Origin of the sequence: Phenylobacterium sp., from assembly GCF_035944335.1 — a bacterium.
In the GTDB taxonomy this organism is placed as follows: Bacteria; Pseudomonadota; Alphaproteobacteria; order Caulobacterales; family Caulobacteraceae; genus Phenylobacterium.
Map to the genome: position 1 here is coordinate 25,610 of NZ_DASZBG010000076.1, position 23,800 is coordinate 49,409.

Annotated in this window: 23 protein-coding genes and 1 pseudogene; 1 reads left to right on the forward strand and 23 read right to left on the reverse strand. The window is 68.8% G+C overall.

Annotation, left to right across the window (positions count from 1 at the left end; genetic code table 11):
- Positions 1-2: 2 nt before the first annotated feature.
- The 17 genes and pseudogenes from fabZ to sidA all read right to left on the reverse strand — a co-directional run bounded on the left by fabZ (position 3) and on the right by sidA (position 17,236).
- A complete protein-coding gene (gene fabZ / locus VGT80_RS12635; RefSeq protein ID WP_327456309.1) occupies positions 3-473 on the reverse strand; it encodes a 3-hydroxyacyl-ACP dehydratase FabZ in 471 nt (156 codons plus the stop codon).
- Positions 470-1,489, reverse strand: coding sequence for a UDP-3-O-(3-hydroxymyristoyl)glucosamine N-acyltransferase (lpxD, locus tag VGT80_RS12640; protein WP_327456311.1), 1,020 nt, complete (start codon positions 1,487-1,489; stop codon positions 470-472). Before lpxD ends, fabZ begins: the two co-directional genes overlap by 4 nt.
- 48 nt (positions 1,490-1,537) lie before the next feature.
- On the reverse strand, positions 1,538-2,206 hold the full coding sequence (locus VGT80_RS12645) for an OmpH family outer membrane protein (protein WP_327456313.1): 669 nt from the start codon (positions 2,204-2,206) through the stop codon (positions 1,538-1,540).
- 5 nt (positions 2,207-2,211) lie between these two features.
- Entirely contained in the window at positions 2,212-4,701 is a 2,490-nt protein-coding gene (gene bamA, locus VGT80_RS12650; RefSeq protein ID WP_327456315.1) for an outer membrane protein assembly factor BamA, read from the reverse strand.
- A 30-nt stretch (positions 4,702-4,731) separates the two neighbouring features.
- A complete protein-coding gene (gene rseP, locus VGT80_RS12655) occupies positions 4,732-5,949 on the reverse strand; it encodes an RIP metalloprotease RseP (protein ID WP_327456319.1) in 1,218 nt (405 codons plus the stop codon).
- A 19-nt stretch (positions 5,950-5,968) separates the two neighbouring features.
- Positions 5,969-7,168 carry a 1-deoxy-D-xylulose-5-phosphate reductoisomerase gene (locus VGT80_RS12660; RefSeq protein WP_327456321.1) on the reverse strand — a complete coding sequence of 400 codons (1,200 nt, stop codon included), beginning with the start codon at positions 7,166-7,168 and terminating at the stop codon, positions 5,969-5,971.
- Entirely contained in the window at positions 7,156-7,983 is an 828-nt protein-coding gene (locus tag VGT80_RS12665) for a phosphatidate cytidylyltransferase (protein ID WP_327456323.1), read from the reverse strand. Before VGT80_RS12665 ends, VGT80_RS12660 begins: the two co-directional genes overlap by 13 nt.
- Complete coding sequence (gene uppS / locus VGT80_RS12670; protein WP_327456325.1) at positions 7,961-8,737, reverse strand: polyprenyl diphosphate synthase; 777 nt, start codon at positions 8,735-8,737, stop codon at positions 7,961-7,963. Before uppS ends, VGT80_RS12665 begins: the two co-directional genes overlap by 23 nt.
- A gap of 34 nt (positions 8,738-8,771) precedes the next feature.
- The gene (gene frr, locus VGT80_RS12675) at positions 8,772-9,338 is read right to left on the reverse strand and encodes a ribosome recycling factor (RefSeq protein WP_327456327.1); all 567 of its coding nucleotides are present in this window, start codon (positions 9,336-9,338) and stop codon (positions 8,772-8,774) included.
- A gap of 34 nt (positions 9,339-9,372) precedes the next feature.
- Positions 9,373-10,092 carry a UMP kinase gene (gene pyrH / locus VGT80_RS12680; RefSeq protein ID WP_327456329.1) on the reverse strand — a complete coding sequence of 240 codons (720 nt, stop codon included), beginning with the start codon at positions 10,090-10,092 and terminating at the stop codon, positions 9,373-9,375.
- Between the two features lie 84 nt (positions 10,093-10,176).
- Positions 10,177-11,109 (reverse strand): translation elongation factor Ts, encoded by a 933-nt coding sequence (tsf, locus tag VGT80_RS12685; RefSeq protein ID WP_327456331.1) that lies wholly within the window; start codon positions 11,107-11,109, stop codon positions 10,177-10,179.
- A 339-nt stretch (positions 11,110-11,448) separates the two neighbouring features.
- Positions 11,449-12,246, reverse strand: a pseudogene (gene rpsB / locus VGT80_RS12690) (30S ribosomal protein S2); the annotation flags it as partial.
- Between the two features lie 180 nt (positions 12,247-12,426).
- On the reverse strand, positions 12,427-13,110 hold the full coding sequence (locus tag VGT80_RS12695; RefSeq protein WP_327456333.1) for a GNAT family N-acetyltransferase: 684 nt from the start codon (positions 13,108-13,110) through the stop codon (positions 12,427-12,429).
- Between the two features lie 89 nt (positions 13,111-13,199).
- Complete coding sequence (locus VGT80_RS12700) at positions 13,200-13,490, reverse strand: hypothetical protein (protein WP_327456335.1); 291 nt, start codon at positions 13,488-13,490, stop codon at positions 13,200-13,202.
- Between the two features lie 12 nt (positions 13,491-13,502).
- Positions 13,503-13,679: a hypothetical protein gene (locus VGT80_RS12705; protein ID WP_327456337.1), complete on the reverse strand. Its 177-nt coding sequence runs from the start codon at positions 13,677-13,679 to the stop codon at positions 13,503-13,505.
- The gene (gene dnaE, locus VGT80_RS12710) at positions 13,679-17,134 is read right to left on the reverse strand and encodes a DNA polymerase III subunit alpha (RefSeq protein ID WP_327456338.1); all 3,456 of its coding nucleotides are present in this window, start codon (positions 17,132-17,134) and stop codon (positions 13,679-13,681) included. The genes VGT80_RS12705 and dnaE overlap by 1 nt, the downstream gene beginning before the upstream one ends.
- A gap of 12 nt (positions 17,135-17,146) precedes the next feature.
- Entirely contained in the window at positions 17,147-17,236 is a 90-nt protein-coding gene (gene sidA / locus VGT80_RS12715; RefSeq protein ID WP_327456340.1) for a cell division inhibitor SidA, read from the reverse strand.
- 139 nt (positions 17,237-17,375) lie between these two features.
- Here sidA and VGT80_RS12720 point away from each other — a divergent pair, with 139 nt between their 5' ends.
- Positions 17,376-17,825: a surface-adhesin E family protein gene (locus VGT80_RS12720; protein WP_327456342.1), complete on the forward strand. Its 450-nt coding sequence runs from the start codon at positions 17,376-17,378 to the stop codon at positions 17,823-17,825.
- Here VGT80_RS12720 and VGT80_RS12725 read toward each other — a convergent pair.
- The 6 genes from VGT80_RS12725 to VGT80_RS12750 form a co-directional block, all read right to left on the reverse strand.
- On the reverse strand, positions 17,822-18,511 hold the full coding sequence (locus tag VGT80_RS12725; RefSeq protein WP_327456344.1) for an ABC transporter ATP-binding protein: 690 nt from the start codon (positions 18,509-18,511) through the stop codon (positions 17,822-17,824). The two genes, VGT80_RS12720 and VGT80_RS12725, sit on opposite strands and share 4 nt — an antisense overlap.
- A complete protein-coding gene (locus tag VGT80_RS12730; protein ID WP_327456346.1) occupies positions 18,504-19,790 on the reverse strand; it encodes a lipoprotein-releasing ABC transporter permease subunit in 1,287 nt (428 codons plus the stop codon). Before VGT80_RS12730 ends, VGT80_RS12725 begins: the two co-directional genes overlap by 8 nt.
- A gap of 178 nt (positions 19,791-19,968) precedes the next feature.
- Positions 19,969-21,285 carry a proline--tRNA ligase gene (gene proS / locus VGT80_RS12735; RefSeq protein WP_327456348.1) on the reverse strand — a complete coding sequence of 439 codons (1,317 nt, stop codon included), beginning with the start codon at positions 21,283-21,285 and terminating at the stop codon, positions 19,969-19,971.
- Between the two features lie 77 nt (positions 21,286-21,362).
- Complete coding sequence (locus VGT80_RS12740; protein WP_327456350.1) at positions 21,363-21,626, reverse strand: DUF1467 family protein; 264 nt, start codon at positions 21,624-21,626, stop codon at positions 21,363-21,365.
- Positions 21,626-22,048, reverse strand: coding sequence for a methylmalonyl-CoA epimerase (mce, locus tag VGT80_RS12745; protein WP_327456352.1), 423 nt, complete (start codon positions 22,046-22,048; stop codon positions 21,626-21,628). Before mce ends, VGT80_RS12740 begins: the two co-directional genes overlap by 1 nt.
- A gap of 215 nt (positions 22,049-22,263) precedes the next feature.
- The coding region (locus VGT80_RS12750) for a CoA transferase (RefSeq protein WP_327456354.1) at positions 22,264-23,800 on the reverse strand (1,537 nt) is incomplete at its 5' end.

The window sequence follows — 23,800 nt, forward strand, 5'->3', positions numbered from 1 at the left end:
GATCAGGTCTCCACGACCATGGCGGCGAACTCGCACTCGGCGGCGACCTTGTCGTCGACCATGGCCTTGCCGCGGAACTTGAAGACGTCGCCGCGGGCGCGCAGCACCTCGACGTTCAGGCGGATCACCGCGCCCGGCCGCACCGGCGCACGGAAGCGGCAGTTGTCCAGGGACATGAAGAAGATCGCCTTGCCACCCACATCGACGTCCAGCGACTTGGACATCAGGACCGCGCCCGTCTGAGCGAGCGCCTCGACGATCAGCACGCCGGGCATCACCGGATAGGCGGGGAAATGCCCCTGGAAGAAGGGCTCGTTCACCGTCACGCACTTGATGCCGACGATGGACTGGCTGGGCCGGTACTCCTCGCAGCGGTCGACGAGCAGAAACGGGTAGCGATGCGGGATCCGGGCGAGGATCTCGGTGATGTCGATCGCCGTCTCGCCCTCGATCACCGGTGCCTTGCGGCTCATTCGCCCGTCCTTCCCTTGCGGCTCGCCATCCGCGTGATCCAGGCGGCTTCCCGGAGCCAGGTGCGCATCGGCCTCGCCGGGAATCCGCCCCAGGTCTCGCCTGCCGGGATGTCTTTCATCACGCCCGAGGCCGCGCCCAACCGGGCGCCGGCGCCGATGGTGATGTGGTCGGCGATGCCGACCCGTCCGCCCAGCTGCGCGCCATCGCCGATGGTCACGCTGCCGGAGACGCCCGTGTGGGCGGCCATCACGCAGTTGCGCCCGACGCGCACGTTGTGGGCGATCTGCACCATATTGTCGATCTTGGTGTTCTCGCCGATCGCCGTATCGTCGAAGGCGCCCCTGTCGACGCAGCTGTTGGCGCCGATCGTCACGCCGTCCTGCAGAATCACCCGGCCGAGCTGCGGAATATCGATCAGGCCCTGGGGCCCCAGTGTCGCCCCGAACCCCGGCTCGCCGATCGCCGCCCCGGCCAGGATCTTCACGCGGTCGCCGATGAGGGCGCAGACGATGGAGACATTCGCCGAGATCTGGCAGTCGCGGCCGATGGTGACGCCGGGGCCGATGACGCTGCCCGGACCGATGGTCGTGCCGCGGCCGATGCGGGCGCCCGAGCCGATCACCGCGCCGGGGGCGGCCAGGACGCCCTCCTCCAGCTCGGCGTCCGCCGCGATCGCCGGCCCGGGGGCGACGATCCGCAAGCGGTGCAGCCGCTGGGCGGCAATGGCGTAGGCGCCTTGCGGGACCGGGGTCAAAAGCGCCGCGCAGCCCGCGGGGAGCAGGCCGGCGTTCTTCGGTTGGACAAAGCAGGCCCCCGCCTTGGTTTCGGCCAGGGCCTCGGCGTGCTTGGTGTCGCTGAGGAAGGCGATGCTGTCGGCGTGCGCCTGGCTGAGGATCGCCACCGCGCGCACCGCCTTGCCGGCGGCGGCGGGGTCGGCGAGCTCCGCCCCGGTCAACTCGGCAAGCTCGCCGAGGCTTACGGGACCGAGATTCTCGAAGAAGCGCGGATCGGGCATGGAATCCACCCTACCCCCGATCCTCGCGCTCCATCAGGACCGTTCCGCCTACTTCTTGGACGGGGTGCGCGCCGGCGGCGTCTGGATCACTGGCGGCGCGGCGGACCGCGCGGCCGGCGCCGCCACCGCCTGGTCGAGACGCTCACGATCAAACGGGAACTGCACGATCTTGGCGTTCAGCGCGGTGATCACCTGCGGGGTGATGTCCATGGCCGGATTGGCGATGACCACGGCGCTGCGCTGCAGGAGAACCGAGCAGTTCTTCTGGGTGTAGGCCTGGCGGATCAGCGGCTCCATCTCGTCGCCGACGCGGGCCAGCGCCTTCTGCTCGGTCGCCTGGACCTCGCGGTCGCGCAGCTGGGCCTTGCGCTGCAGGGCGTTGGCGCGAACCTGCAGGGCGGCGCCGCGCTGTTCCAGCGTGTTCTGGTCGAGCGTGGTGCGCTGCGATTCCAGGCCGCGGCCCTCGTTCTCGATAGCCGTGCGTTCGCCGCCGAGCTCGGCCTGCACCTGCTGCACGATCTGCTGCAGGCGGCTGTCGACGTACTTGCCGACCGTGGAGCCCGCGACGGCGCCTTCGATGGAGATGATGCAGGCGCCGGGAATCGCCGGGCCCTGGGGCAGCGGCGGGGCCGCCGCGGCCTGAGCGAGCGCACTCGAGCTCAGGGCGAGGCTGCCGATCATCGTGATCGAGGCCGCAAGGAGAGTCTTGGAAGTCATGTTTCTTAGAACCTGGTTGCTGTGGAGAACCGGAAAAGTTCCGTCTTGTCGTAGGGTTGTTTGACCAAAACTTGGCTGAAGTCGAACTCCAGCGGACCCATCGGCGATTTCCATTGGATCTTCAATCCGACGGAAGCGCGCAGGCCCAGGTCGTCCTTGATGTCGGGACTGGTGGTGAGCACCAGGTTGCCGTTGGCGTCCTTCACGAAGCCCTTGGTGACGTCGTTGGGGTCCACCAGCACGGGGCTGCGTTTGTCGATGGGATCGAGCAGGCCGAGCGTGCCGAAGTCGGTGAACAGCGCGGCCTTGATGCCGTATTGCTCCGGCAGGTAGGTCGGGATGGTCATCTCCACCGAGCCGATGGCATAGGCCTTGCCGCCCAATGCATCGGTGCGTCCGAAGCTCAGGTCGCGCGGGCCGATGCCGGCAGTCTGGAAGCCACGGAAGTTGTTGCCGCCCTTGTAGAAGCGGTCGTTGATCCGGATGTGGTCGCCGCCCCAGCCGCCGATGAAGCCGGCCGAGCCGGTGACGCTGAGGATGAAGTTCTTCGAGAAGCCGTGATACCAGCCGGCCTCGCTCTCGGTCCGAATGTACTTCACATCGCCGCCCAGGCCCGCGAGGTCCTGGTTGAAGGAGAAGGTGAAGCCGCGGGTCGGCAGGATCGGGTCGTTGCGCCGATCGAGACGGTAGCCGTAGCCGAACGCCGAGGTGACAAACGAGCCGCGCTGCGAGCAGACGGCGAAGGACAGCAGCTGGGCCGACGGATCACACAGGCTGTCGTCGATCTGCACGTCGTCGCTGCGCAGCGTGTAGGTCGTGCTGCCGCGCGAGTTCAGACTGAGCGGGAAGCTCAGGCGCAGGTTGCCGCCGATCGAGGTGGTCTTGTAGGCGGAGAACTGCGTGAGATCGTACTTGTAGTAGTAGATGTCCGTGCCCAGCGCGAGGTCGCGGCCCTGGAAGCGCGGCTCGGTGAAGGACACGTCGACCTGCTGGCGCAGCGAACCCACGGAGATCCGCGCTCGCACGTCCTGGCCACGGCCCCGGAAGTTGTGCTGCGCGAAGCCGAGGTCGAGGACCAGCTGGTCCACCGAGGAATAGCCGGCGCTGAACGACAGCTCGCCGGTGGGCTGCTCCTCGACCTTCACCTGCAGGTTGGTGCGGTCGGGCGCCGTGCCGGGCGTCTCGGTGATGTCGACGTTCTTGAAGAAGCCGAGCGCCTTGATCTGGTTCTTGGAGCGGTCGACCAGGGCGCGGTTGTAGGCGTCGCCCTCCGAGATGCCGAGCTCGCGACGGATCACATAGTCCAGCGTCTGGGTGTTGCCGACGATGTCGATGCGGTCGACGTAGACCCGCGGGCCTTCCTTCACGTCGAAGGTGACGTCGACGGTGCCGTTCTCCGGATGGCGCACGAAGCGCGGCCGCACGTCCACGAAGGCGAAGCCCGCCGCGCCCGCCGCGAAGGTCAGGGTATCAGTGGATTGCTCCAGCCGCTGGTCTTCATAGAGATCGCCGGAGCGGATCGGCACCAGGGCGGCCAGAACGTTCTTGTCGAGCTTCTGCAGCTCGGTCTCGACGGTGATCTTGCCGAACTTGTACTCCGGGCCCTCATCCACCGTGTAGGTGAGCGCGAATCCGTTCTTGTCCGGCGCGAGCTCGGCGACCGAGGACACCACCCGGAAGTCGTAGTAGCCGTGGTTGCGATAGAACTTGCGCAGCTGTTCCTTGTCGTATTCCAGGCGGTCGGGGTCATAGTTGGCGTTTGACGAGAAGAATTTGTACCACTTGGACTCCTCGGTCACGACCACGCCGCGCAGGTCGTTGTCGGAGTAGGCCTTGTTGCCGAGGAAGTTGACCCGCAGGATGCCGCTCTTGGGGCCCTCGTCGATCTTGAAGATCAGGTCGACCCGCTTTTGCGGCAGTTCGACGATCTGCGGCGTGATGGTCGCCGAGATGCGGCCGGCGCGCCGATAGAGCTCCAGGATCCTGCCGACGTCGTTGGTCACCTTGGCGCGGGTGAAGATGCCGCGCGGGCGGACGCTGACCTCGTCCTTCAGCTTGTCGTCCTTGAGGCTCGAATTCCCCTCGAACAGCACCCGGTTGATGATCGGGTTCTCGACGATGGTGATGATCAGGTCGCCCGCCTGGAAGTCGATCTTCACGTCGGCGAACAGGTCGGTGCGGAACAGCGCCTTCAACGCCACGTCGGCCTTGGCCGGGTCGATGGTGTCGCCCGGCTGGACCGGGAGATAGGAGATGACCGTCTGCGGCTCGATCCGCTCGTTGCCCTTGACGATGATCCGCTGGACGACGCCGCCCTGCTGAAGTCCCGCGCTCGGCGCCGGGGTCGGCGCGGCGGCGGGCGCAGCCGGCGGTGGCGCCGCTGGCGTGGCCGGCGCCTGTGCGGCGGCAAAGGTCGGCGCGATGAGCGCGGTTGTGCCCAGAAGAAGGGCAACACCGGAGGCTAGCGCAGCGCTGTGGGCGCGGTGTCTGTGCATCGAATCAGCCGTTACTGGGGAAAGCGGACGTCAGGAGAATAGTCCGCCTAGGAAATTGAGCACACGCAGGCGCGCCAGATCGTTCCACGTCGCGAACAACATCAATCCGAGCACCAGCGCAAGCCCCACGCGATACCCTGCGGCCTGAACCTTGGCAGCAAGAGGGCGCCGGGCCACGGCTTCATAGGCGTAAAACAGCAGGTGTCCCCCGTCGAGCACAGGCAGCGGCAGGAGGTTCATGAAGCCCAGGCTCACCGAGATCATGGCCGCGACCTGCAACAGGTTGATGCTGACGCCCAGGACCATGCCGCCGAAGCTGGTGGCGTCGGCCGCGCCGAGTTCGGTGACCTTCGCCGCCACGCCGGCGATGCCGATCGGGCCGCGCAGGCTGTCGGTGGAGACCTGGCCGGTGATCATCCGGCCAAGGAAGTAGACCGTCGTCGAGACCATGTTCCACGTGCGGTGCGTGGCCGCCCCCACCGCTTCGATCGGATTGTAGCGGGTGCGGATGATGTCGCGCGGATCGTTCGAGGAGAGGATGCCCAGCGCGCCGCCGTGTTGCGGACCGGCGACGGGGCTCTGCAGAATCTGCGAGCGGGGCGTGGCGGCGATTAGGAGGGTCTGGCCGCCCCGCTGCACCGTGAAGGTGATCGGCACGCCGGCGCGCAGGCTGACGAACTGCTGCAGCTCGTCGAAGTCGGGCATCGGATGGCCGTTGGCGCGCACGATCAGATCGCCCGCGCGAAGGCCCGCCGCCGCGGCCACCGTGCCGGGGTTCACAGCGCCGACCCGGGCGCGGAGCGTGACGTGCCCAAAAGCCATGAACAGACCTGCGAACAGCGCGATGGCCAGCACGAAGTTGGCCGCCGGCCCGGCGATGACGATGATCGCCCGCTGCCAGGTGGGCTTGAAGTGGAAATAGCGGCCGACCGCCTGCGGTCCCTCGCGGGCCGCGATCTCGCGGCGCAGGGTCTGCAGCTCCTCAGCGTCGGGGATGCTGGCGGCGTTCTCGTCGCCGGCGAAGCGCACATAGCCGCCGAGCGGCAGCCAGCCGACCCGCCATTCCACGCCCGACTTGTCGCGCCAGCTGCAGATCGCCCGGCCAAAGCCGATGGAGAAGCGGTCGACGGCGGTGCCCAGCCACTTGGCGGCCAGGAAATGTCCCATCTCGTGGACCGTCACCACCAGGCCCAGCACCAGCAAAGCTGGCACGAAATTGAGCAGAGCGGACTGCAGAAAGCCGAACATCGACGGGCTGCTCCTAAACTCAGGCCTGGGCCATAAGGGCGCTTACGGCGTCGTCCGCCACGCGGCGGGCGGTCGCATCGGTGGCTCGCGCCGCCTCGAGGACATCCCCGAGGGCCTGCGGCGTCGTCTCGAATCGATCCATGCGCTCCAGCGTCTCCGACACGACGCGGGCAATATCGAGAAAGCCGATTCTGCGGTCAAGGAAGGCCGCCACGGCCACCTCGTCCGCCGCATTGAGGATGGCCGGCGCCGCCCCGCCGGCGGCGAGCGCCTCCTTGGCGATCCGCAGGGCCGGGAAACGTTCCAGATCCGGTTCCTCGAAGGTCAGTGGGCCGGCCTTGGCGAGGTCCAGCCGCTCGGCGGGCCAGGGCAGCCGGTCCGGCCAGGCGAAGGCGCAGGCGATCGGGGTGCGCATGTCGGGCGGGCCGAGCTGGGCAAGCGTCGAGCCGTCGGCATACTCCACCAGGCTGTGGACGATCGACTGCGGGTGGATCAGCACGTCGACGCGCTCCGGGGCCATGGCGAACAGGTAGGCGGCCTCGATCACCTCGAGGCCCTTGTTCATCATGGTCGCGGAATCGATCGAAATCTTGTTCCCCATCGACCAATTGGGATGCGCCAGCGCCTGCTCGGGCGTGGCGCGGGCCATTTGCTCGCGGGTGGCGTTGCGGAACGGGCCGCCGGAGGCGGTGAGGATCAGGCGGCTCACCTGCGCGGCGTTGGCGGGCGCGAACACCTGGAAGATCGCGGAATGCTCGGAGTCCACCGGGATCACCGTCCCGCCGGCGAGCTTGGCCGCACGTAGCAGCGCCGGGCCCGCGCAGATCAGGCTTTCCTTGTTGGCGAGCGCGATCACCGCACCGGTGCGGGCGGCGGTGAGCGTCGGCGCGAGGCCGGCGAAGCCGACGATGGCCGACATCACCCACTGGGCCTCGGCGGAGGCCGCTTCCAGCACGCCGGAGGGACCCGCGGCGGTCTCGATGCCTGAGCCGCGCAGCCGTTCCCGCAGCTCCGGCAACTGACGCTCGTCCTCGATCACCGCCAGGGCCGGGCGCCAGCGCAGCGCCTGCTCGGCCAAGCGCTCGGCATTGCGGCCGGCGGCCAGCGCGGCCACCTCCACCTCGACGCCCGCCTTCTCGAACAGGTCGAGGGTGGAGACCCCCACCGAGCCCGTGGAGCCCAGGACCGTGACCTTGCGTGGCAGATTCAATGTCCCCACCCCAGGTGATTGGCGAGGCGGGCGGCGGCCATCACCACGACCGCGAACATCAGGCCATCGACCCGGTCCAGCAGGCCGCCATGGCCGGGGATCAGGTCGCCGGAATCCTTGACGCCGAAGCGGCGTTTCAGCGCCGACTCCCAGAGGTCGCCGGCCATGGTCGCCAAGCCCACGGCGAATCCCACCAGGGCGGCCGCGCGCAGGTCGAGCTGGAAGACCGACAGGCCCGCCATCAAGACCGCCGAGCCGGAGGCCGCCGCAAGGCCGCCCACGAAGCCGGACCAGGTCTTGTTGGGCGAGAAGCGCGGCCAGAGCTTGGGGCCCTTGAGGACGCTGCCGACCGCGAAGGCGCCGATGTCGGCCGCCCAGGTGCAGGCGAACAGCATCAGCGTCCACCAGTGCCCCTGGTTGGTGGAGCGCAGCCAGACCAGGCAGACGGCGGCCGGGGCGATGTAGAGCACGCCATAGCCAGCGTCGACCGCTCGCTCGGCGACGCCGCGGGCGATCAGGGCCGCGGCCAGCGCCGCGACGGGCACGGTGATCCAGGCCAGGACGAAGTGGCCCTGATGGGCCAGGAAGACCGCGGCGAGGATGGCGGCGGTGACGGCGGCGGCCACGCGGACCGGCGCGCGCGGCGCGCTCATGCCGCCCCATTCGATGGCCAGCAGCGCCATGCCGATCGAGATCACCACCAGGAAGGGCCAGCCGCCCAACCAGGCCGCCACCAGCGCCGTCGGCACCAGCACCACGGCCGAGGCGACCCTCAAGCCCAGGTTGGACCAGTCGAAGCGCCTAGCCTGTGGCAAGGGCGTCATCGGGCGCCACGGCCCCGTAGCGGCGATTGCGCGTCTGGAACTCGGCGATCGCGGCCTGCAGGTGCTCGGCCGAATAGTCGGGCCACAGGACATCCTGGAAGATGAACTCGGCGTAGGCGGCCTGCCAGAGCATGAAGTTGGAAAGCCGCTGCTCGCCCGAGGGACGCACGATCAGATCCGGCGGCGGCGAGGCGGCGGTGGCCAGCAGGGCCTCGAAGCCGTCCTCGGTGAGGTCAGCGGGCGAGGCGCGGCCGGCGGCGACTTCCTCGGCGAAGCGGCGGGCGGCGTCGACGATGTCGGCCTTGCCGCCGTAGTTGAACGCGACGTTGAGGTCGAATACCTCGTTCTTGGCGGTCCGCGCCTCGGCCTCGGCGCAGATCTTGACCAGCTCGCGCGACAGGCCCTCGCGGCTGCCGATCACCCGCACCCGCACCCCTTCCCGCTCGAGACGCGCCAGATCGGTCTCGAAATAGCGCTTCGGCAGGGCCATCAGTTCGGCGACCTCGGCGGCCGGCCGGCTCCAGTTCTCGGTGGAGAAGCCGAACACCGTGAGCCAGCGGATGCCCAGCGTGGGGGCGGCCTCGACGATGCGTTTCAGGGCCTCGACGCCCGCCCGATGGCCCAGGGTGCGCGGCAGGCCACGGCGCTTGGCCCAGCGGCCGTTGCCGTCCATGACGATGGCCACGTGCAGCGGCGCCGTCCCGGCCGCGCCGGACGCCTCGCCCTTCGTCGGCGTATTCTCTTGGGCGGCCATGGGGCTAAAGGTCCTTCGGCGCGGGCGCGCACGCTCAAACGTGCATGATCTCTTGTTCTTTGGTTTTCAAGGCTTCGTCGATGCGCTTGATCGCCTCGTCGGTGATCTTCTGGACTTCGGTCTCGAGCCGCTTGTGCTCGTCCTGATTGATGGCCCCGCCCTTCTCGGCCGCCTTCAGGTCGTCATTGGCGTCGCGGCGGATATTGCGCACGGCAACTCGCTGCTGCTCGGCATATTTGCCGGCCACCTTGGCGAGGTCCTTGCGGCGCTCCTCGGTCAGCGGCGGGACGGGAATGCGCAGGTTCTGGCCGTCCACCATAGGATTCAGCCCTAATCCCGCGTTCCGGATCGCTTTTTCGGCCGAGACAACCAGGCCCTTGTCCCACACGCTGACCATCAGCATGCGGGCGTCCGGCACGCTCACAGAGCCCACCTGGCTGAGCGGCATGGACGAGCCATAGGCCTCGACATGCACCTGATCCAAAAGGTTGGCCGAGGCGCGGCCCGTGCGGAGCGAGGCGAACTCGTCCTTCAGGGCGCCGACCGCCTTGTCCATGCGGTCCTTGTACTTGGAGATCACCGGTTTCTCGGCGGTGGCCATGGTCTTGCTCCCTTCGGTGCGGGTGCGGCCGCGGTCAGGCGATGGTCGTGAACACGCCCTCGCCGCTCAGCACCTTCAGCAGGTTGCCCCGTTCGCGGATCGAGAACACCACGATCGGGATGTTGTTGTCGCGCATCAGGCTGACCGCGGAGGTGTCCATGACCCGCAGGTCCTTGGCCAGCACGTCCTTGTAGCTGAGCGTGTCGTAGCGCTCGGCCTTCGGATCCTTCTTGGGATCGGCCGTGTAGACGCCGTCGACGCTGGTGCCCTTGAAAAGGGCGTCACAGCCCATCTCGGCGGCGCGCAGGGCGGCGGCGGAATCGGTCGTGAAATAGGGCGCGCCGAGCCCGGCGGCGAAGATCACCACCCGGCCCTTTTCCAGGTGCCTGAGCGCGCGCCGGCGGATGTAGCGTTCGCAGACCGCCTCCATGGGGATCGCCGACTGGACCCGGGTATAGACGCCCTTCTTCTCCAGCCAGGCCTGCAGGGCCAGCGCGTTCATGACCGTCGCCAGCATGCCCATGTAGTCGGCGCTGGCGCGTTCCATGCCGCTCTCGGCCAGCGCGGCTCCCCGGAAGATGTTGCCGCCACCCACCACCAGGCAGATCTGCACCCCGGCGCGAGCCACCTGGGCGATCTCCTCGGAGACGGCGTCCAGGGTCTTGGAATCGATGCCGAACTGGTCACCGCCGACGCCCGCCTCTCCCGACAGTTTCAGGAGGATGCGCTTATAGCGGGGCTGGGGCTGCGGCATGACCAATCCCTATCTCAAACTGAACATATGCCAAGGGCGCGGCGCGCATCTACGCGCCGCGCCCTCGAACCTTGGGCCGACAGACTAGCTCTGGCTGGAGAGCTGGGCCACCTCGGCGGCGAAGTCGTCGACCTTCTTCTCCACGCCCTCGCCGAGCGCGAAGCGGACGAAGCCCTTCACGGCGACCGGCGAGCCGAGATCCTTGGCGGTGTCGGCGACCAGCTGCTCGATGGTCTGGTCCGGGTTCATGACGAAGGGCTGCTTCAGGAGCACGACCTCTTCCTGCCACTTGCGGATCCGGCCCTCGACCATCTTCTCGGCGATCTCGCGGGGCTTGCCCGATTCGACCGCGATCTCGGTCTGGATCTCGCGCTCCTTCTCCACGACCGCCGGATCGAGATCCGCCGGCGAGAGCGAAAGCGGGGCGGTCGCCGCCACATGCATGGCGATCTTGCGGCCCACCTCGGCGAGCTTGGCCGTATCGCCGGCGCCTTCCATGGCCACCAGCACGCCCATGCGGCCGACGCCCTCGCCCTGCGCATTGTGCAGGTAGAGGGCCACGGCGCCCTGGCTGACGCTGAGGCGCGCGGCGCGGCGCAGGCGCATGTTCTCGCCGATGGTGGCGATCAGGTTGGTGATCAGGTCTGAGACCACCTCGCCCTTGGCGGTCTTGGCCGCGGCGATCGCGTCCACCCCGCCGTCCACGCCCAGCGCCACCGCTGCGATATCGCGGGCGGCTTGCTGGAAGGTGTCGTTCTTGGCCACGAAGTCGGTCTCGGCGTTCAGCTCGATGACGACGCCGGTCTTGCCGTCGCCACTCACCTTACCCGCAACGAGGCCCTCGGCCGCGGCGCGGTCCGATTTCTTGGCGGCCTTGGACAGGCCCTTGGTGCGCAGCCAGTCGATGGCGGCGTCCATGTCTCCGGCGGTTTCCTGCAAGGCCTTCTTGCAGTCCATCATGCCCGCGCCGGATTTTTCGCGCAGGTCCTTGACCAGCGCAGCGGTGACTTCCGCCATGGTCAGCTCCTTCAAGGTTCAAAATCGACGGACCGGAACAGGCCGGTCCGCCGTGACAGTTCGCGAAGCGGTGGAGACCCTTGGAGGTCCTTATCCCGCCTGTTCTTCGCTGGTGGCTTCCGCAGTGACCTCGGCGCCGGCTTCGGCCGACGCGGTGGTCTCTTCGGCAGGCTCGGCAGCAGCCTCGGCCTCGGCGACAGGCGCTTCGGCTTCAGCGACCGGCGCCTCAGCTTCAGCGGCCGGCGCTTCAGCTTCAGCGGCGGGCGCCTCGGCGTCGGCGACAGGCGCTTCGGCTTCAGCAGCAGGCGCCTCGGCCTTGGCGGCCGGCTTGGCGGCCTTGGCCTTGGGCGCCTTCGGCTTCGCATCGGCCTCCGGGGCGGCGGCTTCCGAGCGGGCCAGCGCCGGCTCCATGGGAGCCTCCGCCGCGCCCAGGTCGACGCCCGAAGCCGCCTGGCCGGCGGCCAGGCCGTCGAGGATCGAGTCGGCCATCAGGTCGCAGTAGAGCTGGATCGCGCGGGCCGCGTCGTCGTTGCCCGGGATCGGGAAGGTGATGCCGTCCGGGTTGCAGTTGGTGTCGAGGATGGCGATCACCGGGATGTTCAGCTTGCGGGCTTCCTGGATGGCGATCGCTTCCTTGTTGGTGTCGATCACGAACATCAGGTCGGGGATGCCGCCCATGTCCTTGATGCCGCCCAGGGACAGCTCGAGCTTGTCGCGCTCGCGGGTCAGCTGCAGCAGCTCCTTCTTGGTGCGGCCACTATCGCCTTCCATCAGGCCTTCCAGCTCGCGCAGGCGGGCGATCGAGCCCGACACGGTGCGCCAGTTGGTGAGCGTGCCGCCCAGCCAGCGGTGGTTGACGTAGTACTGGGCGCAGCGCTTGGCCGCCGCGGCGATCGGGTCCGAGGCCTGGCGCTTGGTGCCGACGAACAGGATCCGGCCGCCGGACGCGGCGACTTCGCGCGCCTTCACCAGGGCCTGGTGCAGCAGCGGGATCGATTGGCTGAGGTCGATGATGTGGATGTTCGAGCGGCTGCCGAAGATGAACCGCTCCATCTTCGGGTTCCAGCGGTGGGTCTGGTGGCCGAAGTGGGCGCCAGCTTCCAGGAGCTGACGCATAGAGAAATCAGGAAGCGCCATTGGCTTGTCGTAGTCCCTTCTTCCGGTTGAACCTCCGCAGGCCACCCTCCCGATTGGAAGGACCGGAATGGAGAACGGCGGGATGTCTCCCCGCGCGTCGCCAAACGCCTGCGTGTGGAATGAGGCGGGCAGATAGGGGCTAAGGGCCCAAATTGCAAGAGGAACCGTCGGGCTCGGCCCTCAGGCGGCCTCGACCACCAGCATCCTCATCTCGCGCCGCAGCCGATAGCCGAGCCGCTCGTAGAGGGCGATGGCCGGCGCATTGTGGTCGTAGACGTGCAGGAAGGGCGTCTCGCCGCGCGCCAGGATCCGCTGGGCGACGACGCTCATCAGGCCAGCCGCATAGCCGTGCCCGCGATGGTCGGGGTGGGCGCAGACGCCGCTGACCTCGGTGAAACCCTCCGGCTTCATCCGCTCGCCGGCCATGGCGATCAGTTCGCCGTCTCGCTTCACGCCCACGAAATCGCCGAGCTGATGGGTGCGGGCATAGAAGGGTCCGGGCTTGGTCAGGGTGGCGAGCGCCAGCATCTGCGGGCCATCGTCATCGGTGAGCGGCTGGTGGTCGAAGCCCGGCGTGAGGATCTTCAGCTCCGCAGGATCGGCGGCCATCTGCAAGAGCACCGCGTGCGAGGCGACGGCCAGGCGCGGCGGCACGTCCGGCTCGTCCGCCTCGACCAGCGCCGCCTCGCCGTGGACGCGGACCAGCTCCGTCAGGGCCGCGCGGCTGGCCTCCGAGCGATCGGCCGCTGCGGCGAACATCGCGTAGTCCGGGTGGAACCGGCGCGCGCGGGCATCGCCGAGTCCGAGGCCGCCTTGACGGGTGGCGAGCGAGGTCCAGATGGGGCGGTCGAGAGGATGGGTCATGGCTCAGTTGAGCAATGTAATGGGCTGCGCCCCCATCTGCTCGCGCCTTTCGGACCGGCATTCGTCGCCGTCCTCACGCGTCAGCCCGATCAGAGGCCGCCGTAGGGCGAGAAGCCACCCTTGGGTTTCTTGGGCGCCGGATAGGGATCGAGCGGGTTCGGCGCGGCCGGCGGCTTCTGCTCCTGGAACGGCTCGAAGCGCTTGGGCTGGGCGAATTCCGGCGGCTTCGGAGGCTTGGGCGGTTTCGGCGGCTCCGGGAACTTCGGCGGATGATAGACGCCCGGCGCCGGCGGCTCGTAGCCGGAATAGGCCTGGGCCGCCGCCGAAGTGGCGAGGAGCGCGGCGCTCAAGACGAGAGCCGAAGCGAGCGAACGGGTCATGTCAGTCGTCCTTCATCCTGTCCGTGAGCGCATGGCCGCATGGCGGTGGCGGCCGCCGCCGGAGGCGTGGTGCGCGTGCGAGGCCCGATGGGCGTGCGGCGCCTTTGCGGCGTGAAATCCGTGGCCGCGGGCCTGCGCCGCGCCGGCGGCGAGGCTCAGGACGAGGGCCAGCAAAAGGGTTCTTGGCATCACAGGTCCTCCACGAAGACCACGCCCGGCGCGGTCTTGAGCGCGCCGCGCACGGCGGGATCCAGGGTGAAGCGCCCGGGCAGCTTGAGCTCGACCTCGCGCCCTCCGCCAATACCGGCCACCAGCACGATCTCGCCGCCCCGGACGTTGGTCACCCCGGCCAACCGCGTCTTCAGCGCCTCGATCTCGGCGCTGCGCGGGGCCACATGGATGCGCAGGCCCGCGACCACGTTCTCCACCGCCTTCTCGACCGGCTCGGCGCTGTCGCCGAAGAAGCGCACCTCGCCGTCCTTGGCGCTGGCCCGCACCGTGATGGCCAGCGCCTTGCCGGGCTCCAGCAGGTCGCGGCAGCGGCGCAGGGATTCCGGCGGGAACAGCACCTCATATTCGCCGGTGGGATCGGAAAAGGTCACGAAGGCGAACTTCTCGCCGGTCTTCTGGCTGGCCCGCTCCTGCTTGCGGCGCACGACGCCGGCCATCCGCAGGGCCTCCGCCCCGGCCTCGGCCTTCACCACGGCGTCGGCGTAGAGCTCGGTGCGCCGCCGGCGCAGCGCCTCGACCATGTCGTCGAGCGGGTGGCCGGAAAGGTAGAAACCCACCGCCGCCAACTCCTCGTCGAGCCGCTGGACCGGCGTCCAGCTGTCTATCTTGGCGATGCGCGGACGCGCCGCCTCGGCCTGGTCGCCGCCGAACAGGCTGACCTGCGACGACGCGCGGTCGTTGGCGACGCTCTGGGCGTAGCCGATCAGGCTGTCGGCCGCGCCCGCCAGTTGCGCCCGGTTCGGGTGGATGGTGTCGAAGGCGCCGGCGCGGGCCAGGGTGTCGAAGGTGCGTTTGTTGACGTGCTTGGGATCCACCCGTTCGACAAAATCGAAGATGTCGCGGAACGGCCCGCCCTCGCGGCGCACCTCGACCACGTGCTGCATGGCCTGCAGGCCGACGTTGCGGATGCCGCCCAGCGCATAGAGCACCTCGCCGCCCTCGACCTCGAAGTCGGCCCCGGAGCGATTCACGTCGGGGGCGCGGATCTTCACCCCGAAGCGCTTGGCGTCCTGGTAGAAGACCGACAGCTTGTCGGTGTTGGCGATGTCGAGGCTCATGGAGGCCGCGAAGAACTCGACCGGCGCATTGGCCTTCAACCAGGCGGTCTGGTAGCTGACCACCGCATAGGCCGCGGCGTGGGACTTGTTGAAGCCGTAGCCCGCGAACTTGTCGACCAGGTCGAAGATCGCCCCAGCCTGTTTGGCGGGCACCCCCTTCTCCGCGGCGCCGGAGACAAAGCGGGCGCGCTGCTGCTCCATCTCCTCCTTCTTCTTCTTGCCCATGGCCCGGCGCAGCAGGTCGGCCTCGCCCAGGCTGTAGCCGGCCAGGATCTGGGCGATCTGCATCACCTGCTCCTGGTAGACGATGATGCCGTAGGTCTCCTTCAGCACCGGCTCCAGGGTCGGGTGCAGATAGTCGATGGCCTTGCGGCCGAACTTGCAGTCGATGAACAGGGGAATGTTGTCCATCGGGCCGGGGCGGTAGAGGGCGCCGATGGCGGTGACGTCCTCGATGCAGTTGGGGCGCAGCTGGCGCAGGGCGTCGCGCATCCCCTGGCCTTCAAACTGGAAGACCCCGATGGTCTGGGCATTGCCCATCAGCTCGTAGGACGGCTCGTCGTCGAGCGGCAGGGCGGCCATATCGACCGCGGCCCCGCGCTGTTCGAGATACTTCAGCGCCCGGTCGATGACCGTCAGCGTCTTCAGGCCCAGGAAGTCGAACTTCACCAGGCCGGCGCTTTCGACCCACTTCATGTTGAACTGGGTGGCCGGCAGGTCCGAGCGCGGATCGCGATAGAGCGGCGTCAGCTCGGTCAGCGGCCGGTCGCCGATCACCACGCCGGCGGCATGGGTCGAGGCGTTGCGGTAGAGGCCCTCGAGCTGCAGGGCGATATCCAGCAGCCGGGCCACCGCCTCGTCCTCGTCGCGGGCCTGTCTCAGCCGGGGCTCGATCTCGATGGCCTTGGCCAGCGTCACCGGATTGGCGGGATTGGCCGGCACCATCTTGGCCAGCCGGTCCACCTGACCGAGCGGAAGCTGCAGGACCCGACCGACATCTCGCAGCACGGCGCGCGCCTGCAAGGTGCCGAAGGTGATGATCTGGGCCACGCGGTCGCGCCCGTAGCGCTGCTGGACGTAGGCGATCACCTCCTCCCGCCGCTCCTGGCAGAAGTCGATGTCGAAGTCGGGCATGGAGACCCGCTCGGGATTGAGGAATCTCTCGAACAGCAGATTGTACTGCAGCGGATCGAGGTTGGTGATGGTCAGGGCATAGGCGACCAGCGAGCCGGCGCCGGAGCCCCGCCCCGGCCCCACCGGGATGCCACGCGCCTTGGCCCATTTGATGAAGTCCGACACGATCAGGAAGTAGCCGGGGAAGCCCATCTGGGCGATGACCCCGATCTCCCGCTCCAGCCGAGCCTCATATTCCTCCGGCGTGACGGTATTGGCCTGGCCTTTGGCCATGCGCGCCTTCAGGCCCTCGCGGGCCTGGTGGGCCAGCTCGTCGGCCTCCGAGCGGCCGCCCTCGGTCGGGAAGCGCGGCAGCAGCGGATCGCGCTTGGCCGCCATGAAGGCGCAGCGTCGGGCGATGTCGAGGGTGTTGTCGCAGGCCTCCGGCAGGTCGGCGAACAGGGCGCGCATGTCGGCGGCCGGCTTGAACCAGTGCTCGGCGGTCACCCGGCGCCGCTCGTCCTGGCCCACGAAGGCGCCGTCGGCGATGCACAGCAGGGCGTCGTGCGCTTGATGCATCTCCGGGCGCTTGAAATAGACGTCATTGGTGGCCACCAGCGGCAGGTCGGCCTCGTAGGCGAAGCGGACCAGTTCAGGCTCGGCGGCGGCCTCGCGGGCCTCGCCGTGGCGCTGCAGCTCGACGTAGAAGCGATCGCCGAACGCCCGGTGCATTTCGGCAAGCGCCGCGCGGCCCTCCTTCACCTTGCCGGCGGCCAGCAGATGATCGACCGGCCCGTCCGGCCCGCCGGACAACATGATCAAGCCTTCGGCGTGGGCGCAGACCTTGGCCCAGGGGACGTGGGGATCGTCGGCCGCCTCGATCTCCAGATAGGCGGCCGAGGAAAGCTCGGTCAGGTTGAGGTAGCCGCGCTCGGACTGCGCCAGCAGCACCACGCACGGGGTCTTGGCCCAGCGCTCCGGCGGGACCTCGCCGATGCCGCTGACCGGCAGGATGCAGCCGACGATCGGCTGCACGCCCACGCCTTTGGTGGCGACGGAGAACTCCAGCGCGCCGAACAGATTGGCCCGGTCGGTGAGAGCCACGGCCGGCATGTGGGCGTCCTTGGCCATCTGGCCCACCACGTCGGCCTTGATCGCGCCTTCCAGCAGCGAATAGGCCGAGCGGCACCGCAGATGGACGAACCCTTCGCTCGTCTCGCCCAAGGCCAAGAGCTCCCCCATCCGCATGGCGCGTCAGCCCAGGTGAGCCGCCACCGTGCACATCATCCAGACAAAGCTGGCGACGGAAGCAAATGCCAGCGATTCTCGCGCGATCCGAACCATGTGCGGCGTTCCTGCTGTGGATGTTCGTTGAATGTTCTTATTCGCCTTTTGTTCTCGTTGTCAAGCTGGCCCCGGGCGCGACAATCGCAGGGCTGCCCGCACCCGCCCTGTCGTGGCGCGTTTGGGTCGAGGAGTTTCCGTGCGACCGAACTCAAGCCTCGTCCGCAGGTCCGCCGCAGCCTGCCTTTCCGTGGCTGTGCTGGGCGGCGCAGCCTGGGCGGCCGAGACGCCGCCCGGACCGCTGGAACAGGACGGCTGGACGCTGATCACCGCCAGCGAACAGACGCTGGTCTACATGAAGCCCGCCCCCTCCCCCGACCGCGCCCTGAAACGCGCCTGGACGGCCTATGACTCCGCGATCAAGCGCGACCGGTCGGGCTTCACCTTCATGTCGGTCCAGGCGCTGGGCGAATTCGACTGCCGGCGCAAGTCCGCCCGGGTGCTGGACGAGACCTTCCACGATGGCCGCGCCCTGCAGGGGCGCTCGTGGAAGATGCCCGGCTTCGTGCCGACCCCCTGGGCCCCCGTGGCGCCGGACTCGGTGGGCGCCGTGCGCCTGGCCTTCGTCTGCATGGGCGACGAGGTCTAGCCTCTCGCCTGCTCCACCAGATGACCGTCCTTGAGGGCCACCACCCGGTCCATGTGGCGGGCGAGTTCGAGGTTGTGGGTGGCGACGAGGGCCGCGACGCCGGTGCGGCGCACCAGGTCGTAGAGGTTGGCGAACACCGCCTCGGAGGTGGTCGGGTCGAGGTTTCCGGTGGGCTCGTCGGCCAGCAGCAGGCGGGGCCGGTTGGCCAGCGCCCGGGCGACGGCGACGCGCTGCTGCTCGCCGCCGGAAAGCTGGGCCGGCTGGTGGTCCCAGCGGTCCTTCAGGCCGAGTTCGGAGAGCAGCTGCAGCGCCCGCTCGCGGGCCGCCCTTGAGCCGACGCCCGCGATCATCTGCGGCAGGGCGACATTGTCGAGGGCGGTGAACTCCGGCAGCAGATGGTGGAACTGGTAGACGAAGCCGACGGCGCCCAGCCGCACGCGGGTGCGCTCGCGATCCGGCAGGTCCGAGCAATCCTGGCCCTCGATGGTGATGCGCCCCCCGTCCGGATGCTCCAGCAGGCCCGCGGCATGCAGCAAGCTGGACTTGCCCGAACCCGAGGGTCCGATCAGCCCGACGATCTCGCCCGGCCGCACGTCGAGGTCGACGCCCTTCAACACCGGCAGGGTCCCGGCCAGCGTCACATAGGTGCGCTCCAGACCGCGGATCGAGAGGATGGGCTCACTCATAGCGAAGCGCCTCCACCGGATCGAGGCGCGAGGCGTTCCACGAGGGCGGGAGGGTCGCGAGGAAGCTCATCCCCATGGAGAAGACGACGATGAAGGCGACCTCGATCCAGTCGACCTTGGCCGGGATGCGCGAAAGGAAATAGACGTCCGAGGCGAACACCTGCTGGCCGGTCACCCACTCGACGAAGCCCTGGATCGGCGAGATGTAGAGGCAGAACAGCACGCCGATGATCAGCCCGGCGAGCGTGCCCAGCACCCCCACCGCGCCGCCCGCCATGATGAAGATGCGCAGGATCGAGCCCTGCCCCGCCCCCATGGTCCGCAGGATGGCGATGTCGCGGCCCTTGTTCTTCACCAGCATGATCAGGCCGGAGATGATGTTGAGTGCGGCGATGCCGATCAGCAGCAGCAGGATCAGCCGCATGACGCTGCGCTCGACCTTGAGCGCGCCCCAGAACGAGGTGTCGCGCTGGGTCCAGTCGGTGACCACGGCGGTGGGTCCGGCGGCCCGGGCGATGGACGCCTTCATCGCTTCGGCGCGGTCGGGATTGGCCAGCCGAATCTCGATCTCGTCCACCGAGCCTTCGCGGCCGAAGAACAGCTGGGCCTGCTGTAGCGGCATGTAGATGTAGGCCTGGTCGTACTGGCTCATGCCGACCGTGAAGGTCGCGCCCACGGTGAAGGTCTTCTGCACCGGCGAGCCGCCGAAGGCGGTCGCCCCGCCCGACGGCGAGATGAGGGTCAGCGGCTGGCCGGCCTTGACGCCCAGCCCTTCGGCCAGGCGGTCGCCCATCAGGATCGTGTCGCCGCCGTAGTCGCCCTGGCCGTAGCCCGCGAGCGAGCCGTGGGTGATGTTGTGAGCGACGATCGGCGTGCCCGCCACATCGGCCGCCCGCACCCCGCGCACGATGGCGCCGGTGATCTGGTTCGGCCCCATGGCCAGCACCTGGCCCTGCAGCGCCGGGATGGCTTCCAGCACGCCCGGGACCTTGCGGATGCGCTGCACGGCCGGATCGAGCGCGGGTCCGTCGAGCACGCCGCCGGCCACGAACACATGGCCCTGGAAGCCGAGGATCCGGCCCAGCAGCTCGGAACGGAAGCCGTTCATCACCGACATGACGATGATCAGCACCGCCACGGCGAGCGTGATGCCGATGAAGGAGATCAGCGAGATCAGGGCCACGCCGCCCTGGCTGCGCCTGGCCCGCAGGTAGCGGCCCGCCAGCATCCGTTCCCAGAGACCGAAGGGGCGGGCCTTGGCGGTCGGGGCGACGCTCATACGCCCCTTCTCCCCTTGCGGGAGAAGGTGTCGGGCGGATGCCCGACGGAAGAGGGGTCGCGCCGACCGCTCCGCCTTGCCTTCAAGAGATCGGCGGAGAGGCCTGAGAGACCCCTCTTCCGACCCCCTTCGGGGGCCACCTTCTCCCGCAAGGGGAGAAGGAAAGCGCTGTGTCCGCTCACCCTGAGATCGCCTTCAGCGCCTGATCGAGCGGCAGGGACTGCCGCTCGCCGGTGGCGCGGCGCTTGATCTCAACGACGCCCTCGGCGACGCCCTTGGGGCCGACGATCAGCTGCCAGGGGATGCCGACCAGATCCAGCGCCGCGAACTTGGCGCCGGGGCGGTCGTCGCGGTCGTCGAGCAGCGGATCGAGGCCTGCGGCGGTCAGCGCCGCGTAGGCCTCTTCGGCCACGGCGTCCACCGCGGCCTCGCCGGGACGCAGGTTGACCACGGCCGCGCCGAACGGGGCGACGCTGTCGGGCCAGATGATGCCCGCCTCGTCGTGGCTCGCTTCGATGATCGCCGCCACCAGCCGCGAGACGCCGACGCCATAGGACCCCATCTGCACGAAGCGGTCGGCGCCGTCGGGCCCGGCCACCTTGGCGCCCATCGGCTTGGAGTATTTCTCGCCGAAGTAGAAGATGTGGCCGACCTCGATGCCCCGCGCGGTCATTCTCTTGGCCTCAGGCATGGCCTCGAAGCGGGCGGGGTCGTGCATCTCGTCGGAGGCGGCGTAGAGGCTGGTGCGGCGGGTGACTTCGGCCTCCAGGTCGCCTTCCCAGTCGATGTCGGGACCCGGCGCGCCCATCTCCACCAGGTCGCGGTGGGCGAAGACCTCGCTCTCGCCGGTGTCGGCCAGAATCATGAACTCATGGCTCAGGTCGCCGCCGATCGGCCCCGGATCGGCCTTCACCGGGATCGCCTTCAACCCCAGGCGCGCATAGGTGTTCAGATAGGCCAGGAACATGCGGTTGTAGGACCGCCTCGCCGCCGCCTCGTCGATGTCGAAGGAATAGGCGTCCTTCATCAGGAACTCGCGGCCGCGCATCACCCCGAACCGCGGCCGGCGCTCGTCGCGGAACTTCCACTGGATGTTGTAAAGATTCTTCGGCAAGTCCTTGTAGGATTTGATGTACGACCGGAAGATGTCGGTGATGACCTCCTCCGCCGTGGGGCCATACAGCAGGTCCCGCTCATGGCGGTCCTTGATGCGCAGCATCTCCTCGCCGTAGTCGTCGTAGCGTCCGCTTTCCCGCCACAGGTCCGCGAGCTGCAGGGTCGGCATCAGCACCTCGATGGCGCCGGCGCGGTTCATCTCCTCGCGGACGATCTGCTCGATCTTCTTCAACACCTTCAGGCCCAGCGGCAGCCAGGCGTAGATGCCCGCCGCCTCCTGGCGGATCATGCCGGCGCGCAGCATCAGCTGGTGCGAGACGATCTGGGCGTCGGACGGCGCCTCGCGCAGCGTCGGCATGAAGTAACGCGAAAGGCGCATGGGACTGGGGCGCTCCGGTCGGTGAGGTGAGCGGCTCTGATAGCCTTGCGGCGATCAGCTTGGCAACGCGCCGTGGATCAGTCGGCGTGCTTGGGGAAGTCCGGCAGGCTCACCAGATGGAACTGCAGGACCAGCCACAGGATGGCGAACAGGATCGCCGACACCCAGCTGGTGGTGATGAACTTCTTCTTCAGCTTCGGATCGACCGGCGCGCCGGGATCGCCGCCGTCGCCCTTGTCGATGCCAGCCTCGGCATGGGTGGTGACGCCGAGCGGCAGGATCGCGAACAGCACGGTCCACCAGATCGTCAGATAGACCGCGACACAGGTGAAGATGCCCATCAGGCGTGTCCCTTCGGCGTCTGCATGAGCTCGACGAGGACGCCGCCCATATCCTTGGGGTGGACGAAGATCACCGGCACGCCGTGCGCCCCGATCCTGGGCTTGCCGCCGTTCAGCACGGTGGCGCCCTTGGCGGCGAGGTCGTCGCGGGCGGCCTCGATATCCTCCACCTCGAAACAGACGTGGTGTTGGCCGCCCTTGGGGTTTTTTTCAAGGAAGGCGTGGATCGGCGAGGCCTGCCCCCAAGGCTCTATCAACTCGATCTGGCTGTTGGGCAGATTGACGAAACAGACCCAGACCCCCTGCTCTTCCATGACGAACTTCTCGCCGATGGAGGTCGCGCCCAGGATGTCGCGATAGAGGCGGACCGAGGCCTCGATGGAGGGCGTGGCGACGCCCACGTGGTTGAGTTTGCCGATCATGGCGCGGGTATAGCGCCGGGCTTCGATTGAGGCGAGGTCGGCGAGGACGCGGGAGCCATTCCACCTCCCAACTTCCGTCATTCCCGGGCTTGTCCGGGGACCCAGACACGCAAGCGCGGCCAGTCTGACCACGCGGCGGCGGCGTTGATCGCGACGCTCGGTGCTTCTGGGTGGCCGGGACAAGCCCGGCCATGACGACCCTGTTTGTTGTGGATCTATTGCACCGCCGCCAGCGTCCGTTCGGGTTCGAACACCGCGCCGGCCGCGAACAGCGCCTCGATGCGCTCGAGCGACAGGCCGAGTTCGGCGAGCAGCTCGCGGCTGTGCTCGCCGAGGTCCGGCGTCGGGCGGCCATAGCCGGCCGGGGTGCGCGAGAAGTCGGCGACGCTGCGGATGCCCAGCGCCGGCCCCAGGCGCGGATGGCGCCAGGGCTCCAGGAAGCGGTTCTCCGCAAGCCAGGCGTCCTCCAGCACCTCGGCGCCGCGCAGCACCGGGGCGGCGGCGACCCCGGCGGCCCGTAGCGCATCGAGCGTGGCGGCTCGCGGACGCGCCAGGAAGGCGGCCTCCAGGGTCCCGGCCAGTTCGCCATCGCGGGGCGCGTCCAGGGTGTCCGCGCCGAGATCGAACCCCAGCACCTGGCCGAGCGCCCTGGCCTCCTCCGCCCGCTCACAAGCCACGCCGATCCAGCCGTCGGCGCAGGCGTAGTAGCGGTTCAGGGCGGTCAGGCCGATGCAGTCGAGGCCGCCCAGGTCGTTGGGCGGACGGCCTGGATAGGTGGTCACCTCGCCGATCTGGAACAGCAGGCTCTGGGCCATCAGGCTGGTGAGGATCTCCTGGCCCTCGCCCGTCCGGTCGCGGGCGTTCAGGGCCGCGACCACGGCGGCGGCGACCATGCCGGCCGTCGCCACGTCATTGACAGCGATGGTGTAGAGGATCGGATCGTCGTCCCCGCCCTGGGCGGCCATCATGCCGCCCTCCGACTGCAGCAGCGGGTCGAACCCCGGACGGGCGGCGCGCGGACCCTTGTCCCCATAGGCGTTGATCGAGCAGGAGACGACCCTCGGGTTCACCGCCTTCAGCGCCGGATAGTCGATGCCAAGCCGGCCGCGCACGCCGAGGCGATAGTTGTCGATGACCACGTCGGCGCCCCGGACGAGATCGAAGAACAGTTCGCGGGCCGCCGGCTGCTTCAGGTCCAGGCCGAGCCCGCGGACGCCGCGGTTGTAGCCCAGGAACTGGTGGCCGTCGGAACGGAACGGGTCGCCCTCGCGGCCCTCGATCTTCAGCACCTCGGCGCCCAAGTTGGCGAGCAGGGTCCCGGCATAGGCGCCGGCGATCACCGTGCCGAGGTTGAGGACGCGAACGCCGGCCAGCGGCCCATTGCCGGAACCGGCGCCGACGCCGGAGCTCGCCTCGCGGGGCCCCCACGCCGGCGGCTCGGCGATGGTCTGCGGCAGGCCGCGCACCTCGGCGGGCGTCTGCATCAGCCGCGCGGGCGGCGCGGGCATGGCCACCTCACCGAGCTTGGGATCCTCGAAGGTCAGGCGCAGGCCGCCGGCGGCGACCACTTCGCCGGAGAACCAGGCCTCTCGCGACCCCACCGCCGCGCAAGGCACGTCATTGGCCCGCAGCAGCTCCAGCCACTCGTCGCGCGGCCGGCTGGCGAAGATCTCGATCAAGAGGTCGCGGGCGGCGACCATGTCGACCTCGAAGGCCTCGAAGGCGTCCTCCAGCCCGATGACCTCGAAGGCC